Origin of the sequence: Sphingomonas sp. T1, from assembly GCF_902506585.1 — a bacterium.
Classification (GTDB): Bacteria; Pseudomonadota; Alphaproteobacteria; order Sphingomonadales; family Sphingomonadaceae; genus Sphingomonas; species Sphingomonas aerolata.
Genome location: NZ_LR733875.1, coordinates 349,344 through 367,225 on the forward strand (window position 1 = coordinate 349,344; position 17,882 = coordinate 367,225).

Below are 17,882 nucleotides of genomic sequence, written 5' to 3' on the forward strand. Positions count from 1 at the left end.
GTAGTGGTGGGGAATAGCCGCAAAGCTTGGCCATGCCAAAGCCTGGGTATCCGGCAGGCGTCACATCTGCAGCGGATCGGCATAGCCGGTGAGCTCGAGATAGCCGCTGCCGCCCGCGGTGCGGACCGCACCTTCCCAGTAGACGGGCATGCCGCTGCGCCGCGCGTCGAGCTCCTGATCGGCGAACAACGGATCGAGGCGGAAGCGGCGGACCCCTTCGGGGAGGCGGACGGTGAGGCGTTGCGTCACGGGGTAGAGCGCCCCCGTGCGCGGCGAGCGCCACTGGCGGAGCGGATCGAACCGGACGTCGGCGGGCGCGAACCGGACGACTCGGCCATCCGCGCGGCGCAGCGACCCACCCGCCCAGAGCGGCTTCCCGTCGCGGCCACGTATGCGGAACGCCATCAGCGCCCCCCCGTCGTCGAGATTGAGCCCGGTCCAGTCCCAGCCGACCGCGCCGCCGCCCAGATAGTCGGACGACCATTCCCGGTCGAGCCACGCCTGTCCGGTGACGCGTTGCGGTGTGCCGTGCCGCACCAGCTGCCCCGCCACCGCGAGATGCGGGATCGAGTAGTAATAGCTCGCCTGTTCGGGCTTCGGGCCCTTCTGGCTGTAACCCGCCTTGCCCTGGAGCAGGGGCGGCTGGCGCGGTGTCAGCGTCAGCGTCAGCGCGAAATCGCCGGTGGTGACGGTGGTTGTGAACCGGCCGTCGGGTCGCCTGCGGATTTGCCAGTCCTTGAGCGTGACGTCGGTATCGCCGATGCGCGCCTGGGCCAGGCCGAACCCCGCCCGTGCCGCCCGCTCCCCGTGCAGCAGATGGCCGAGCTTCGGGTCGGAGAGCGCTGCGTGCGCGAACAGGATCTGCTTGGGGGCGAAGCGGCTGGGGTTCGCCGCGTCGGTGCCGGGGGTGGTTCTAAAGAAGGTGATCTGGAACCCGAGATTGCGTCCGTCCTGCGTCTTCAGCAGACCGGTGACATACCACCATTCGGTGCGGAATGCCGGATGCGCGCCGTGTTCGCGCGGGAAGGTGAAGGAGCCGCCGGGACGGACCACGGGATAGCCGGTCGCGGCCGGCGTTGCGGCGGTCAGCGCCAGCGCCGCGAACGTCAACACGGGGCGCATCACCAGTCCTCCCTGACCATGCGGACCGCATCGGCGGCGATCGCGCGCCGGCCGGCGAGCACCGCGGTACCCGCCGCCGCAACGATCAGCGCAAGTGCTACTCCGCCGACGCTGCCCCAGGGGATGCGCGTCGCCATGGTCCAGTTGAACGACTGCGGATTGATCACATGGACGAGCACCTGCGCCATCACCCCGCCGAGCGTGATCCCGGCGATACCCCCGACGAGACCGAGCAACGCCCCCTCGGTCGCCAGCATCGCGACGATCTGCCGCTTTGCGACGCCGATATGGCGGAGCATGCCGAATTCACGCGTGCGGGCGATCGTCTGCGCGGACATGGTCGCGGCGACGCCCGCCAGCCCGACGAGGATCGCGACCCCCTCGAGCAGATAGGTGACGGCGAAGCTGCGATCGAAGAGTTCGAGCGCATAACGGCGCAGGGTGGCCGGGCGCGCGATCGCGACGAGGCTGGTCAGCGCCGGGGGCGCCGCCGCGGTCAGCGCGCGCTCGACAGTGCGCGGATCCGCGCCGCGGGCAAGCGTGATCGCCGCCTCGGTCCGCGTGCGGTCGCCGGTTGCGCGCGTATAGTCGGTGTCGCGGACGATGATCGCGCCCTGCTGGCGGGCATAGTCGCGCCAGATCCCTGCGACGACGTACCGGCCGGCGATCGGCAGCGTGACGCTGTCTCCGACCGTCCAGCCATAGAGCCGCGCGGCGGGCTCCGAGATCCAGATCGGAGCGGTGCCGGCGGGGCGGGCGCGTCCGCTTTCGAGCAGCACGAGGCTCGGGTCTGGGCCATCGGTCTCAACCGGGCGCGCGATCAGCGAGACGGGCGGCCGGTCCGGCGCGAGCGTCAGCGGGATCTGCCGGCTATAGGCGATCGCTGCGATGCCGGGTACGGCGCGCAACCGGGCCTGCGCCGTGGGATCGAGCCCGGTGCCACCCTCGACCCGGAGATAGAGATCGTCCGAGAGGACCTGACTCAGCCATTCGTCGACCGCGCCGCGAAAGCTGGTGACCATCACCGCCATCGCGATCATCAGCGCGGTGCTCGCGACGATCCCGCACAGCGCGGTGGCGGCCTGGGCGGGGGCACCGTGGAGGTGACGGATGGCAAGGTCGACGGGGACGGACCGCCCGGCACCGCGACTGAGCGGCGCGAGCAGCGTGCGAGCGAGCCAGGGCATGCCGGCGATGCCGCCTGCGAGAATCAGCGCCATGCTCGCAAACCCGAACAGGGGCAGGCCGCCGATCGCCGGGAGCAGCGCCGCGCCACCGCCGAGCAGGATCAGGATGGCGGCAGGGCGGACGGGCATGGGGGTCCGGGGGTCGATGACGTCGCCGGCGTTGCGCAGCGCGGCGGCGGGGGCGGCACGGGCGGCGATCCGCGCCGGCAGCACGCTGCCCGCGACCGCGGCCAGCAGGCCGAGCGCGAAGAAGCCGATCGCGGCGGCGGGCGCGAAGGCCAGCCGGACGCGGCCATCGGCGAAATAGCCTGCGCCAAGGTCAGCGCCGAACCGGGCGAGCGCGGCATAGGCCAGCGCATAGCCGAGCAGCAGACCGAGCGCGGCGCCGATCACGCCGATCGCCAGCCCCTCCAGCGCGACGGTCGCGACGATCCCGTTGCGCGGCAGGCCCAGCGTGCGGACGAGCGCAAAGGCCCGCAACCGGCGTGCCACCGACAGCGACTGCGCGGAAAAGACGAGGAACCCGCCGGTCAGCAATGCGACCAGCGCGAGCATGTCGAGATTGACGCGATAAGCGCGTGACAGCGCGTCGCTGCGGGTCGCATCACTCGCGTCGCTGCCGATCGTCGCATCGCGCGGGAGGATGGTGGCGAGGCGTGGCGGGGCGGCGCCGTCCTGCTGCTTCACGTCGATCCGGTCGAGGCGGCCGAGCCGGTCGAAGCGCCACTGCGCCGCGGCGATGTCGATCACGCCGATCGCCTCGCCCTCGGCTACGCCCGGCAACCGGCCGGCGACGCGCATCGTGGCGGTTCGTCCGTTCGCGGTGACGACGAGCATCGCGCCGGGACGGGCATTCACGTTGCGCATCGCCGCGGCGGACAGATAGAGCGCGGCGTCGTCGAACGCCGCGTCGCCCCGCCGGTCGATCCCGGCGGGGGCGACGCCGACCAGCGACGGCGTGACCTGTGCCGCGCGGATCACGTCGAGGCCGAGCAGGGTGACTGGGCGTTTCCCGATCGTGGCGCGCAGGATGACGACCGGGCTCGCGTCCGCGACTCCGGCCGCGGTCGCGACCCTCGGATAGAGCGCCTCGTCGAAGCCGAGCGGGCTGGTCGCGTTGACCTGAAGATCCGCGCTGCCCTTGACCGTGCGCAATGCGCCTTCGAACGACGACAGCGCCGATCCGTTGACGAGGTGGACCGCGAAGCCGAGTGCGACACCGATGGCGATCGCGATCGCGGTGAGGGCGAGCCGCGCGGGATGCGCGCGCCACTCGCCACCGATCATCCAGCCCAGCGCGAGCCGCGCCGACAGGATGCTCATCGCGCGCGTTCCAGCCCGCTTGCGGTCAGCGTCAGAACGTCGTCGGCGATCCCGGCCGCCGCCGCCGAATGGGTGACGATGATCGCGGCGACGCCCTGTTCGCGGACCGCGTCGGAAAACAGCGTCAGGATCTTCGCGGCGGTGTCGGGGTCGAGATTGCCCGTCGGCTCGTCGGCGAGGATCAGCGCGGGACGATGGACGAGCGCGCGCGCGATCGCGACGCGCTGCAATTCGCCGCCCGAAAGATCGCGGGCATAGCCGTCGCCGCGCGTGCCGAGCCCGACCCGGGCGAGCATCGCCTGCGCCTGGTCGGCGATCGCGCGACGGTCGGTCGACACGAGCGCGAGCGGAAGCGCGACGTTCTGGCGAAGGGTCAGATAGGGCAGGACGTGAAAGGCCTGGAACACGAACCCGATCCGCGTCGCGCGCAACCGCGTCAGCGCGGCCTCGTCGAGCGTGTCGAGGATCGTGTCCTCGATCGCGACATGCCCTGCATCGGGCGCATCGAGCCCGGTGAGGATGTTGAGCAGCGTCGATTTGCCGACGCCACTTTCGCCGACGATCGCGATCAGCTGGCCGGCGCGAGCGGTGAGGTCGAGCCCGCGGAAGAGCTGGCGGCCGCCGGGGACCGACTTTTCGAGCGCGGTGACGCGAAGCAGGGCGCGGTCTTGCATCTGGGGCTCATGCCACGGCGCGCGGCCGGGGGACAGCGTGGCGGTGTTGCCATGGGTTGTCTTGGGGGCGGGTTTTTGTGGTGGCGTGGCTGCGAAGGGGTGAGCTTTGGGTTGGCCGATACCGCGTGCCTCCGCGGCGCCCTCAATAGCGCCTCCCCGGCGGAGGCCGGGGTCCAGTTGGAGAGGTGGGAGTAACGAAGGGCGACGCCTGCCATAACCGTCCCCCAACTGGGCCCCGGCCTTCGCCGGGGAGGTGTCTTCTGGGTAGGCATGCGCGTCTTTACTGGGCGTTGGAACAGGCCAGCGCCGCGGCAAAGCCGCGGCGTCGGACGGGGCTTTTGGCCCCGCCGGCCGGGCCTGACGCGGGTCCGCGCCGGAGCTTGCGCTCCGGCTTGGGCGTCAGGCCGCGAACTGGTTCATCGTGTTGTGGACGCCGCCGGCCTTCAGCGCCGCCTCGCCCGCGAAATACTCCTTGTGATCGTCGCCGAGATCGGAGCCCGACATGTTCTGGTGCTTCACACAGGCGATACCCTCGCGGATTTCCTTGCGCTGGACGCCCTTCACATAGCCGAGCATCCCTGCATCGCCGAAATACTCCTTGGCGAGATTGTCGGTCGAGAGCGCCGCGGTGTGATAGGTCGGTAGCGTGATCAGGTGATGGAAGATGCCGGCGCGCTTTGCCGAATCCGCCTGGAAGGTGCGGATGCGCTCGTCCGCCTCGTCGCCGAGCGGGGTGCCGTCATAGTCGACACTCATCAGGCGCGTCCGGTCATAGGCCGACACGTCGCGACCCGCATCGGTCCACGCGTCGAACACCTGCTGGCGGAAGTTTAGCGTCCAGTTGAAGCTGGGCGAGTTGTTATAGACGAGCTTCGCATTTGGCACGACCTCGCGGATGCGGTCGACCATGCCGGCAATCTGTTCGATGTGCGGCTTCTCGGTCTCGATCCAGAGCAGGTCGGCGCCGTTCTGCAGGCTCGCGATGCAGTCCATCACACAGCGATCCTCGCCGCTGCCGGCGCGGAACTGGAACAGGTTCGAGGGCAGGCGCTTCGGGCGGAGCAGCTTGCCGTCGCGGTTGAGGATGACGTCGCCATTCTGCGCGGTCGCGGGGTCGATCTCCTCGCAATCGAGATAGGAGTTATACTGGTCACCGAGATCGCCGGGCGTCTTGCTGACCGCGATCTGCTTGGTGAGGCCAGCGCCGAGCGAGTCGGTGCGCGTGACGATGATGCCGTCCTCGACGCCGAGCTCGAGGAACGCGTAGCGGCAGGCACGGACCTTCGCGAGAAAGTCCTCGTGCGGGACGGTGACCTTGCCGTCCTGATGCCCGCACTGCTTCTCGTCGCTGACCTGGTTCTCGATCTGGAGCGCGCAGGCGCCCGCTTCGATCATCTTGCGCGCGAGCAGGTATGTCGCCTCGGCATTGCCGAAGCCCGCGTCGATATCGGCGATGACGGGGACGACGTGCGTCTGGTGGTTCTCGATCGCGTTGAGCAGGCGCTTCTCCTCGATCGCGTTGCCCGCCGCGCGTGCCGTATCGACGTCGCGGAACAGCATGCCAAGCTCGCGCGCATCGGCTTGGCGCAGGAAGGTGTAAAGTTCCTCGATCAGCGCAGGGACGCTCGTCTTCTCGTGCATCGACTGGTCGGGAAGGGGGCCGAATTCGCTGCGGAGCGCGGCGACCATCCAGCCCGAGAGGTATAGGTAGCGCCGGTCCGTCGTGCCGAAATGCTTCTTGATGCTGATCATCTTCTGCTGCGCGATGAATCCGTGCCAGCAGCCGAGCGATTGCGTGTAGTTTGATGGATCGGCGTCATAGGCAGCCATGTCGCGGCGCATGATCCCCGCGGTGTAGCGGGCGATGTCGAGACCCGAGCGGAAGCGGTTCTGCGCGCGCATCCGGGCGACCGATTCGGCGGAAATTCCGTCCCAGGTGCCGTTCCGCGCGGCGATCAGCTGGTCGATCTGGGTAAGGTCGGTCTGGAAGGTCATGCTGCATCCTCGTTCCGCGTTTGATGACGGATCGGTACACAACATGACAACGAATCGCCCGGGTCTAGGGGGTGGCTACAGCGTCGCGCTGTCAAACTCCTGCGCGCGCCTAAGTCTTGTTGTCACGTTTGTGACAGCACGCAGTTATGCCGTCGCGGCCTTTGCCGCGCCGGCGTCGTGCAGTGCCGGGTCGAGCAGGCCCTGCCGCTTGGCGACGATCGTCGGGACGAGCGCCTGCCCGGCGACGTTGACCGCGGTGCGGCCCATGTCGAGGATCGGGTCGATCGCCAGCAGCAGGCCGGCGCCCTCGAGCGGGAGGCCGAGCGTCGACAGCGTGAGCGTCAGCATGACGACCGCGCCGGTCAGCCCTGCGGTGGCGGAGGACCCTAGCACCGACACGAGCACGATCAGCACATAGTCGGCGGCATGCAGCGGGATGCCGTAATATTGCGCGACGAAGATCGCCGAGACCGCGGGGTAGATCGCGGCGCACCCGTCCATCTTGGTCGTGGCGGCGAGCGGCACGGCGAAGGCGGCATAGGTGCGGGGGACGCCGAGGCCGCGTTCGACGACATCCTCGGTCACCGGCAGCGCGGCGATCGACGAGCGCGACACGAAGCCGAGCTGAATCGCGGGCCAGGCAGCGGCGAAGAACCGCCGCGGGCTGAGCCCGTTGGCAAGCAGGAGCAGCGGGTAGACCACGAACAGTACGATCGCGAGCCCGGCATAGACCGCGATGCTGAACGCGCCGAGCGCCGAGAGCGACTGCCAGCCATAGCGGACGATCGCGTTGCCGAGCAGTGCACCCGTACCGATCGGCGTCAACCGTATCACCCAGCGCAGGATGCGGCGGAAAAGCGCGAGCGCCGATGCGTTGAAGGCAAGGAACGGCGCGCCCGCATCGCCGATCCGGACCGCGGCGATCCCGATCGTGATCGCGATGACGATGATCTGCAGGACGTTGAACGACAGCGCGGTCCGCGCGGTCTCGTCGGTCAGCTTGGTCGACGCCTCGAGCCCGAGGATATTGGCAGGGACGAGCCCGCGCAGGAAGTCGAGCCACGACCCGGCGGTCGTCGGCGCGACCGCGCTGGCGGCACTGACCCCCGCGGTCACGCCGGGCTGGATCACCAGCGCAAGGACGATGCCGATCGACACCGCGATCAGCGCGGTGATCGCGAACCAGGCGAGCGTGCTGATGACCAACCGGCGTGCATTGTCGAGATCGCGCAGCGCGGCGATCGACGCGATGATCGCCGTGAAGACGAGCGGGACGACAAGCGTCTTGAGCAACTGCACGAAGATCTCGCCGACGATGCGCAGCGTCTCAGCAAGGCCCGATCCCGCGCCGGTCCCGCGCGCGACGAAGCCGAGCGCGAGCCCGGCGATCATCCCGATCAGAACCTGTAATCCGAACGATCGCCGTAATGTCTGCATGGCCGCTGTCCCGTATGAACCGGACGAAATACAGCTTCTGCATGGTGCGGTGCAACGAAGACGCTGTCCGTGCCGGGATAGCCGAGCTTGTCGGTCGCGCGGCGTGCCAATCAGCGTATGATCGGGAATTCCTCGCGAAACCGGTCGACGAGTGTCTCGATCCGGTCGATATCCTCGGCGCTGCCCGAGGGCGTGACCGACCAGTTGCAATGCGCGTGCGTGTCGGTCGAATAGACCCGGACCTCGCCGACCGCCATGCGCCAGCGACGCCGGTCGCCGAGATGGTCGCGGGTCAGAACGGTCACGAGCCGATCGCGCAATTCGCTGGCGGTCAGCATCGCGGTGCGAAGCGGGTAACGGGGCAGGGCAGGTGGAGCAGCATGGCACGGGCGTTACCGCGCCCGTCGCGTCGTGGCACCCCCCAAAGGGCTATCAGGTCGGATCGCTTTCCTCTGAAATCGAAACGACCGGCAGCGGGGCGCCGCCGCCAAGCACCGGGCCGGCATGTGCCGAACCGATATGAATGCGGACACCCGACGCCAGATGCACGCGTGGTGTTGCGGCGGAGGACTCAGATGGTGTCGACAGCGCAGTCTCCACCCCCGGCATGGTCCGGCCGCGATGGACGGTGACGCCGGATCCCGCCGTACCGAGTTCGGTGGAGGCGGACGGGGACGCGGCGAGGATCGTATCGGGCGCCGCAACGTGGGTCGGTTCGACGCCTGCATAGGTCTGGCGGAAGCTCAGCGCGCGCTCCATCGCGCCGCGCCAGCGATAGAAGATGTGCGCACCGACCGCGCCGACCCGGCTGAGGCTTGGCGCCCACCAAGGCAGGATCGAAGCGGCGTGGTAGGAGGTCGAGGCGCCGACCGGCGCGAAGACGCTGCCGTCGAACGCGGCGCGCGCGACCGATGCCGCCCTTGCCCAGGCGGCACCGTCGCGGGGGTGGTTCATCGAGCCGTCGCAGGTGAAGCTGAACTGGCAGCCGGTGCGCCGGGTCGACCCCTGATAGACGACGCCGCAGACGCTGTGCGGAAAGGCGCGATCGCGCACGCGGTTGAGCACGACCTGTGCGACGGCGCGCTGGCCATCGGTCGGTTCGGAGCGTGCCTCATAATAGACCGCGGCGGTCAGGCAGGCGATTGCGCGCTGGCGGTCGTCGTCACTTTGCGCGGCGCCGGGAAAAGCGGGCGCGGCGGCGAGGGTGCGCGGGGGGTCGTCGGTGGAGGCGGCAGAGCCGGCAAAGGCGCGGTCGAGTGGTTCGGCGGGCGCCTCGAGCGCGAGCCCGGCGAGCAGGCTGCGCGCTTCTGCTGCGTCGCGGACCGGGACGCCGGCCGTCGGTGCAGCCACGCGCGTCGACGGGGGAACGCACGAGGTACTGGCGGCGATCGCGGCGAAACCGAGCACTGTTCTCTTGAGCATGGGGTAGATCGCGCGTCGTGACAGGAAGCCTGCGCGTACCACCCGGATGTTAGATAGTGGTTAAGCCCCCGGCGTGGCACCGACGAGGCTCAGCCCGACCGCCTCGGCGACCTTGATGCCGTCGACGCCGGCCGACAGGATCCCGCCCGCATAGCCCGCGCCCTCGCCGGCGGGGAACAGGCCGATCGTGTTGAGGCTCTGAAAATCGTCGCCGCGCGTGATCCGCACGGGAGACGAGGTACGCGTCTCGACGCCGGTGAGAACCGCATCGGGGTGGTCATAGCCGGGAATGTCGCGACCAAATACCGGCAGCGCCTCGCGCATCGCGGTGACCGCGAATTCGGGAAGGCATTCGGCGAGGTCGGTGAGGTGGACGCCGGGGCGGTAGGACGGGATGACAGTGCCGAGTGCGCTCGACGGGCGGCCGGCGAGGAAATCGCCGAGGCGCTGCGCGGGGGCCTTATAATTCGAGCCGCCCGCGACATAGGCGCGCGACTCCCAGTGGCGCTGCAATTCGATGCCCGCCAGTGGATTGCCGGGATAGTCACGCGCAGGGTCGATGCCGACGACGAGTCCCGAATTCGCGTTGCGCTCGTTGCGCGAATATTGGCTCATGCCGTTGGTGGCGACGCGGCCTTCCTCGGACGTCGCCGCGACGACGGTACCGCCCGGGCACATGCAGAAGCTGTAGACGGTGCGCCCGTTCGTGCAGTGATGCGACAGGCTGTACGCGGCAGCGCCGAGATCAGGGTGGCCGGCACAAGGGCCGAACCGCGCCTCGTCGATCCAGGATTGCGGATGTTCGATGCGCACGCCGATCGAGAAGGGCTTCGCCTCCAGGAATACGCCGCGATCGTGCAGCATGTGGAAGGTGTCGCGCGCGCTGTGCCCCACCGCGAGCACGACATGATCCGCCTCGAGATAGTCGCCGGTATGCAGGTGAAGCCCGCGGATGCGCCGCGTGCCGTCCGCATCGACCGCGATGTCGAGATCGTCGACGCGGTGCTGGAACCGATATTCGCCGCCGAGCGACTCGATCGTCGCGCGCATCGCCTCGACCATCGTCACCAGCCGGAACGTGCCGATATGCGGATGCGCCTCGGTCAGGATCTCGGGGGGAGCGCCGGCCTTGACGAACTCGGTGATGACCTTGCGGCCGAGATGGCGGGGATCCTTGATCTGGCTCCACAGTTTGCCGTCGGAGAAGGTGCCCGCGCCGCCCTCGCCGAACTGGACGTTGGACTCGGGGTTGAGGACGCTGCGGCGCCACAGACCCCAGGTGTCCTTGGTCCGCTCGCGGACCAGCTTGCCGCGGTCGAGGATGATCGGGCGGAACCCCATCTGCGCGAGGATAAGTCCGGCGAACAGGCCGCACGGCCCTGTCCCCACGACGACCGGGCGACGCGCGCCCGGCGTCTCGGGTGCCTTGGCGACGTGGCGGTAGCCGGTATCGGGGGTCGTGTTGACGTGACGGTCCTTGCGGAACCGGGCGAGGATCGTCGCCTCGTTCTTCGCGGTGACGTCGATCGAATAGACGAGCTGGATGTCCATCTTGTCGCGCGCGTCGTGCGCGCGCCGGGCGACGGTGTAGCGGATCAACTCGCGGGGGGTGATGCGCAGCCGCTTGCAGACCGCGGCGGGGATCGCTTCGTCGGCATGGTTGAGCGGTAGCTTGAGTTCGGTGATGCGGAGCATGAGGCCCTGTAACGCGGGCCGCGGGGTTTCGCCATGAGCTGTGGTACCGAAGCGCAGACCGTGCAGGCCTTGCCCTGGGACGGCCCGGGCTGCACGGTATCGGCATCCGGGAACAAGGGAGCTAGCCGATCAACAGCGCCGTCGTCATCGCCGCGATGCTTGCTTATGGCACCGCATTGTTCGGGATCGCCTGGGTCGTCGATCGGCGCGGGCTTTCGCCGCGCATGGCGCGGATCGCCTATCCCTTGTCGCTGGCCGTCTACTGCAGCAGTTGGACGTTCTTCGGCGGCGTCGGCACCGCGGCGACGCGCGGCTGGGATTATCTGTCGATCTACCTCGGCCCGGCGCTGGTGTTCCTGCTCGCGCCGGGGTTCCTGACCAAGCTCGTCCGGCTGGCGCGCGACGAAGGGTCAAGCTCGATCGCCGACTTCATCTCGGCGCGTTATGGTCGCAGCCGGAGTACCGCGGCGATCGTCGCGGGGACTGCGCTGGTCGCGTCGATCCCCTATATCGCGCTGCAGCTGCGATCGGTGACGCTCAGCTTCGGCGCGCTGGTCGGGATCGGCGGATCGGTGCTGGTCGGGCCGCTCGTCGCGCTGCTGCTGGCGACGTTCGCGATCAGCTTCGGCGCGCGACGCTATGAAGTGGCGGGGGGCAATACCGGCGTGGTCGCGGCGATCGCGGCGGAGTCGCTGATCAAGCTGCTCTGCTTCGTGGCGCTCGGCGGATTCGCGCTGACGCTGCTTGCGACGATGCCGGCCGCGCGGATCACGCCGCCGCTGACCGGGTTCGTCGAGGGCTTCGCGCCCGGCGCGCTGACCCCCGATTTCTTCGTCCGCACGCTGTTATCCGCCTGCGCGATCCTGTGCCTGCCGCGTCAATTCTATGTCGGGATCCTCGAAGCGAGCGGCCCGGCGGCGGTGCGGCGCGCGCGCTGGCCGTTCATCGCCTATCTCGCGGTGATCTCGGTGATGGTCCTGCCGCTCGTGCTGGCGGGGCTGGCGGTGTTGCCCGCCGATACGCGACCCGACCTCTATGTGCTGGCGGTCCCGCTGGCGCTCGACAACGATCCGATGGCATTGCTCGCGTTCATCGGCGGGTTTTCCGCCGCGACCGCGATGGTCGTCGCAGAGACGATCGCGCTGTCGACGATGGCGACCAACGACCTGCTGGCCCCATTGCTGCTGCGGCGGCAGACCGATGGCGGGGAGGGCGATCTGGGGCGGCGGCTGCTGCGTGTCCGGCGCGTGATCATCGCCGCGATCGTCGCCGCTGCTTTGTGGTACGGCACGAGCATTGGCGACGAGCTGTCGCTTGCATCGATCGGGCTGATCGCGTTCGCCGGCGTCGCGCAGTTCGCGCCAGCGCTGATCGCCACCGTCGGCTGGGGCTTCGCCGATACCCGGGCGGCACGCGGCGGCTTGATCGGCGGCGTCGTCGTCTGGGCCTATTGCCTGTTGATGCCATCGGTATTGGGTGGTTTCGGCGCCAGTCTTGCGAAAGCCAGCGGGGGACTGCTCGACCCCGATGCGCTGATGCGGGTCGCGCTTGGATCGCCACTGGTCAACGGCACGGTCTGGAGCCTGGGCGTGAATATCGCGCTGATGGCGGGGCTGCACCTGTACGCGGCGCGGCGGCGGGTCTTCGGGGGGCGGCACAGCGTGCTGGATCACGTCACGACCTTTGGCGAACTCAAGATCCTGGTCGCGCGCTTCGTCGGCGATGCCGAAGCCGCAGAGGGGCTGGACCCGCTGTCACGCGATGCGGGCGCGCCGATCGACGGACGCGCCGCCCGTCAGGCGGAACGGCTGATCGCGGGCGTGATCGGCGCACCCTCGGCGCGGCTCATCGTGACGTCGAGCCTGGCGGGTTCGGCGATGGAAGTAGGCGACGTCGTCCGGCTGCTCGACCAGCGGGGGCGCAGCCTGCGCTTCTCACGGTCCCTGCTGTCGGCAACGCTCGAGACGATCGACCCGGGCGTCAGCGTGATCGACGCCAATCTGAGGCTCGTCGCGTGGAATCCGCGCTATGTCGAGATGTTCGACTATCCCGAAGACTATGTGATCGCCGGACGGCCGATCGCTGATCTGATCCGCTACAATGCCGAGCGCGGCGAATGCGGCCCGGGCGGCGTCGAAGCGCATGTGTCGCGCAGGCTCGCGCATCTCGAACGCGGCCTTCCGCACAGTTTCGAGCGGCTTCGACCGTCGGGGCGGTGGATCAAGACAGTAGGTCAGGCAATGCCGGGCGGCGGCTATGTCCAGAGCTTCACCGACATCACCGCGGAGAAGACCGCGCAGGCGGAATTGGAGGCCCGGGTCGAGGCGCGGACGCATGATCTGGCCCAAACGAATACGATGCTCGACGAGGCGCGGCGGCATGCCGAGACCGCGACGCGCGACAAGACCCGGTTCCTTGCCGCGGCAAGCCATGACCTGCTCCAGCCGCTTCATGCCGCCCGGTTGTTCTGCGCCGCACTCGACGAGGGCAAGGCGCCGCACCAGGCCGACCTAGTCCGCGCGATCGATGGCGCGATCGGGTCGGCGGATACGCTGCTGCGGGCCTTGCTCGACGTGTCGCGGCTTGACGCGGGCGGGGTCGTGCCGAAGATCGAGCAGTTCGTGCTCGGGGACCTGATCGAGGAACTGGCCGCCGAGTTCCGGCCGCTTGCCGGCGAACGCGCGTTGATCCTCGCCTCGCACCCGGGGACGCACATCGTCGCCACCGACCGATCGCTGCTGCGCTCGATCCTGCAGAACTTCCTGTCGAATGCGGTGCGTTATACCCCGTCGGGGCGGATCTGGATCGGCGCGCGGCGGCGCGGCGGTGACGTCCTGGTCGAGGTGCGGGACAGCGGGCCGGGCATCGCGGCGGGTGACCGTGAACGGATCTTTGCCGAGTTCGAGCGGGTGGAGAGCAAGGGCAGCGCGGGCGGCGGTGTCGGGCTGGGGCTGGCGATCGTCCAGCGGATCGCGCAACTGCTCGACCTGCGGATCGAATTGCGGTCGCAGCCGGGTGCGGGGTCGACCTTCGCCGTTCGCGTTCCGCTGGCGGCGCATGCGACGCTGCCCGATCGTGCCAGGACGGCCCCGGTCCTGCGCGACCTGCCGCCGGGGCTGCGCGTCCTGTGCCTCGACAATGATGCCGCCATTCTCGCCGCGCTCGACGCGGCGCTCCGGTCGCGGCGCTGCGTCCCGCTGCTGGCGGCGACGATCGAGGAGGCGATGACGCTGGCGGCGGACGAGGAGCCCGACGTCGCACTGATCGATTTCCATCTCGAGGTGGCGCAGGACGGACTGGACGTTGCCGAACGCTTGTCGGCGATGGCGCCGGCGCCCGCGATCGCGCTGGTGACCGCGGACCGCAGCGCGGCGGACGATCCGCGCTGTGCGGGGATCACCGTGCTGAACAAGCCGGTGGTGCCAGGCGAGCTATGGGCATTCCTCGAACGCGCATCCGCGGCCGCGGCGGCGGTATGAGGCGCTAACTCCGCGTGATTATTTGGCCGGGGCGCTCGTGAAGTCGATCTTGATGCGGACCCAGGCGCCGATCATCTTCTTGCCGCCGACCCGGGGCGGCAGCACGCGGAACTGCCATGCGGCCTGCCGCATTGCGCGGGCCAGCCCCGAGCCGACCGGGGATTCGCCGAGCGACCGGCAATTCTCGACCCTGTAATTCTCCGCGGTCCGGCAGGCGATCAGTGCCCAGCTGCCCGGGGGTGCGCCATTGGGAACATAGCCCGCAAGTTCGGCATGGCTCGGTTCGGTATACCATTCGGCATTGTAGAGCCGCTCGCCACTTGGACCTTCGCCCGGGCCGTAGGCAGAGCCGCTGTCCTTGCCAGCGCCCGCGCCATCGGTGTCGGAGCCGCCCGCCTGGCGATCGCCCGGGTGCGACGGGATCTTGGATATGTCCGCCGAATCGAACAACTCCATGCCGCCCGCCAGCATCTTGGGGAAGGCCGGGGCAGGGGTGACGGGGCGCGGGTCCGACGCCGGCGCGGTCGATGGCGGGCGGGGCGATCTGGGCGAGGCGCCGCCGGCGACCTTCTTCGCCTTTTCGATCACCGGGCGTTGCGGGGTCTCGGGTTTCGTCTCGCGGTCGGGTAACAGGCGGAAGCTGCTGGGCGGTGGCGTCGGCTCGGGCTTGGTCGGCGTTGGCGCGAGCCGCAGCAGCAGGAGAATGACGACGACATGCGCGGCGATCGCCAGCAGGAATGAACGCGCGCGCCGCCAGAGCGGCTGGCGCGATCGGTTCGACGCGGACAGGTAGGACGTCGAAGCCATTGATGGTCGCCTAGACCGCGCAAGGTGGTGTCGCAAGACGTCGATTGCCGTGCGGCTCGTCTCGCAAGTGGGAGGCGGTCGGCTAGTCGGCGAAGCGAATGTCGAGCGCGCGCGCGGCAAGCACCGCCTGGGTGCGGTTCTGGACGCCGAGCTTGCGCAGGATCGCGGTCATGTGGCCCTTTACGGTCGCCTCCGAAACGCCGAGGTCGAACGCGATCTGCTTGTTGAGTCGCCCCGCGAGAACGCCGAGCAATACTTTTAATTCGGTCGGGGTCAGGCTGGCGACGCGATTGGAGATGTCATCGGCCGGCAGGGCGGCGACGGGGGCATCGCGGTCGCCCGCCAGCGCGCGCGCGACCGCATTTTCGAGCGTGGCGAGATCGGCGGTCTTCGACACGAAGCCGACCGCGCCATAGGCGCGCGCGCGCGGCGCGGCCTCCGCCTCGTCGGCAGACGAGATGACGACGATCGGCGTGTCGGGACGCTCGGCATGCAGCAGGGCGACACCCGCAAAGCCCTCCGACCCCGGCATCCGCAGGTCGAGCAGGACGAGATCGAGGCGGGCGGCGCCCCGCGCCGCCTCGATCGCCTCGCCGAGCTGCCCCGCCTCGAGGATCGTCGCATCGGGGGCCGCGCGACCAACCGCCAGCTTCAGCGCCTGGCGGAAAAGCGGATGGTCGTCGGCGATCAGGATCGTGCGCGCGGTCATGCGAAGGCGGCGGTGGCCTTTTCGCGACCCGTGATCAGCGCGTCGACGACCGTCGGATCGGCGAGCGTCGAGGTATCGCCCAGACCGTCGAGCTGGTTCTCGGCGATCTTGCGCAGGATCCGGCGCATGATCTTGCCCGAGCGCGTCTTGGGCAGGCCGCGGGCGAACTGCAGGACGTCGGGCGTTGCGATCGGACCGATCTCGCGGCGGACCCATTGGACGAGTTCCTTGCGCAGCTCCTCGCTGGGTTCGGCATTCGCGTTGAGCATGACATAGGCATAGATGCCCTGGCCCTTCACGTCGTGCGGCATGCCGACGACCGCGGCTTCGGCGACCTTCGAATGCGCGACCAGCGCGCTCTCGACCTCGGCGGTGCCCATGCGGTGGCCGCTGACGTTGATCACGTCGTCGACGCGGCCGGTGATCCAGTAATACCCATCCGCGTCGCGGCGGCAGCCGTCACCGGTGAAATACTTGCCCGGATAGGTCGAGAAATAGGTCTGGAAGAAGCGCGCATGATCGTTCCACACGGTCCGCATCTGCCCTGGCCAGCTGTCGGCGATCACGAGATTGCCCTCGACCGCGCCGTCCAGCACCTTGCCGTCGGCATCGACCAGTTCGGGCACCACGCCGAACAACGGCTTTGTCGCGCTGCCGGGCTTGAGCGCGGTCGCGCCGGGGAGCGGGCTGATCATGTGCCCGCCGGTCTCGGTCTGCCACCAGGTGTCGACGATCGGGCAGCGGCCTTCGCCGACGACATTGTGATACCAGTTCCAGGCCTCGGGGTTGATCGGCTCGCCGACCGACCCGAGCAGCCGGAGCGACTTGCGGCTGGTCCGCGTGACCCAGTCGTCGCCCTCGCGCATCAGCGCACGCAGCGCGGTGGGTGCTGTGTAGAGCGTGCTGACCTGATATTTGTCGACGATCTGCCAGAAGCGGCTGTGGTCGGGGTAATTAGGAACGCCCTCGAACATCACCGTCGTCGCGCCGTTCGCGAGTGCGCCATACAGCGTATAGGTGTGGCCGGTGACCCAGCCGACATCCGCCGCGCACCAGAACACGTCGCCCGCGCGGTAATCGAAGACATATTCATGCGTCATCGACGCCCAGACGAGATAGCCGCCGGTGGTGTGGAGCACGCCCTTGGGCTGGCCGGTCGATCCGCTGGTGTAGAGGATGAACAACGGATCCTCGGCGTTCATTGGCTCGGGCGCGCAGTCGGTCGACTGGTTTGCGACGCACTCGTGATACCAGCAATCGCGGCCCTCGGTCATCGCGATGTCGCCGCCGGTGCGGCGGACGACGATGACCGTCTCGACGCCGAGATCGCCCTGATCGAGCGCGGCATCGACATTGGCCTTCAGCGGAATCGTCTTGCCGCCGCGCAGCCCTTCGTCCGCGGTGATGACGACGCGGCTGTCGCAATCGTGGATCCGGTTGCACAGGCTGTCGGGGGAGAAGCCGCCGAACACAACCGAATGGATCGCGCCGATCCGCGCACAGGCGAGCATCGCGAACGCGGCTTCGGGGATCATCGGCAGATAGATCGTGACGCGGTCCCCCTTCGCGACGCCGCGCGCCTTCAGCGCATTGGCGAGCCGGGACACTTCGTCGCGCAGCTCGGCGTAGCTGATCGTGCGCGAGTCGGCGGGGTCGTCGCCTTCCCACAGGATCGCGGTCGCGTCTGGGCGTGTATCGGCGTGGCGATCGACGCAATTGGCGGCGACGTTGAGCTGACCGTCCTCGAACCAGCGGATGCGGAAATCGGCCTCGTCGAACGACGTGTCCTTGATCTTGGTCGGGGGAACGATCCAGTCGAGCCGCTGCGCCTCTTTCGCCCAGAAGGCATCGGGATCAGTCGCGGCCTCGGCATACATCCGGTCATAGGCGGCGGCATCGATCCGTGCGTCCTTGGCCCATGCTGCGGGAACGGGATAGCTGGCCTCGGTCATCACACTCTCCTTTTGCCGCCGTTCTAGACGGTCGCGCGGTACGCGGCACCCCCAACCAAAGTCAGGGATGATCCCGCCCG

At 68.9% G+C, this 17,882-nt stretch carries 12 protein-coding genes; 1 reads left to right on the forward strand and 11 read right to left on the reverse strand.

Annotated elements, in window-relative coordinates; all coding sequences use genetic code 11:
• Positions 1-60: 60 nt before the first annotated feature.
• The 8 genes from GV027_RS01505 to GV027_RS01540 form a co-directional block, all read right to left on the reverse strand.
• Entirely contained in the window at positions 61-1,122 is a 1,062-nt protein-coding gene (locus GV027_RS01505; protein WP_159510734.1) for a lipocalin-like domain-containing protein, read from the reverse strand.
• The gene (locus tag GV027_RS01510) at positions 1,122-3,632 is read right to left on the reverse strand and encodes an FtsX-like permease family protein (protein WP_159510735.1); all 2,511 of its coding nucleotides are present in this window, start codon (positions 3,630-3,632) and stop codon (positions 1,122-1,124) included. Before GV027_RS01510 ends, GV027_RS01505 begins: the two co-directional genes overlap by 1 nt.
• Complete coding sequence (locus GV027_RS01515) at positions 3,629-4,306, reverse strand: ABC transporter ATP-binding protein (protein ID WP_159510736.1); 678 nt, start codon at positions 4,304-4,306, stop codon at positions 3,629-3,631. Before GV027_RS01515 ends, GV027_RS01510 begins: the two co-directional genes overlap by 4 nt.
• A gap of 399 nt (positions 4,307-4,705) precedes the next feature.
• Positions 4,706-6,301 carry an isocitrate lyase gene (locus GV027_RS01520; protein WP_159510737.1) on the reverse strand — a complete coding sequence of 532 codons (1,596 nt, stop codon included), beginning with the start codon at positions 6,299-6,301 and terminating at the stop codon, positions 4,706-4,708.
• Between the two features lie 144 nt (positions 6,302-6,445).
• Positions 6,446-7,738 (reverse strand): dicarboxylate/amino acid:cation symporter, encoded by a 1,293-nt coding sequence (locus GV027_RS01525; RefSeq protein WP_159510738.1) that lies wholly within the window; start codon positions 7,736-7,738, stop codon positions 6,446-6,448.
• A 110-nt stretch (positions 7,739-7,848) separates the two neighbouring features.
• Complete coding sequence (locus GV027_RS01530) at positions 7,849-8,076, reverse strand: hypothetical protein (protein WP_051916613.1); 228 nt, start codon at positions 8,074-8,076, stop codon at positions 7,849-7,851.
• 94 nt (positions 8,077-8,170) lie between these two features.
• Positions 8,171-9,160 carry a cell wall hydrolase gene (locus GV027_RS01535; protein ID WP_159510739.1) on the reverse strand — a complete coding sequence of 330 codons (990 nt, stop codon included), beginning with the start codon at positions 9,158-9,160 and terminating at the stop codon, positions 8,171-8,173.
• Positions 9,161-9,220: 60 nt separating this feature from the next.
• On the reverse strand, positions 9,221-10,855 hold the full coding sequence (locus tag GV027_RS01540; protein ID WP_159510740.1) for an NAD(P)/FAD-dependent oxidoreductase: 1,635 nt from the start codon (positions 10,853-10,855) through the stop codon (positions 9,221-9,223).
• 155 nt (positions 10,856-11,010) lie between these two features.
• Here GV027_RS01540 and GV027_RS01545 point away from each other — a divergent pair, with 155 nt between their 5' ends.
• Positions 11,011-14,334 carry a hybrid sensor histidine kinase/response regulator gene (locus tag GV027_RS01545; protein WP_159510741.1) on the forward strand — a complete coding sequence of 1,108 codons (3,324 nt, stop codon included), beginning with the start codon at positions 11,011-11,013 and terminating at the stop codon, positions 14,332-14,334.
• A gap of 18 nt (positions 14,335-14,352) precedes the next feature.
• Here the strand turns inward: GV027_RS01545 and GV027_RS01550 are convergent, their stop codons facing one another.
• The 3 genes from GV027_RS01550 to acs form a co-directional block, all read right to left on the reverse strand.
• Complete coding sequence (locus GV027_RS01550; protein ID WP_107045886.1) at positions 14,353-15,141, reverse strand: hypothetical protein; 789 nt, start codon at positions 15,139-15,141, stop codon at positions 14,353-14,355.
• 82 nt (positions 15,142-15,223) lie between these two features.
• Positions 15,224-15,850: a response regulator transcription factor gene (locus GV027_RS01555; RefSeq protein WP_107933169.1), complete on the reverse strand. Its 627-nt coding sequence runs from the start codon at positions 15,848-15,850 to the stop codon at positions 15,224-15,226.
• Positions 15,847-17,802, reverse strand: a complete 1,956-nt coding sequence (acs, locus tag GV027_RS01560) for an acetate--CoA ligase (RefSeq protein ID WP_107933171.1) — start codon at positions 17,800-17,802, stop codon at positions 15,847-15,849. The genes GV027_RS01555 and acs overlap by 4 nt, the downstream gene beginning before the upstream one ends.
• Positions 17,803-17,882: the final 80 nt, after the last annotated feature.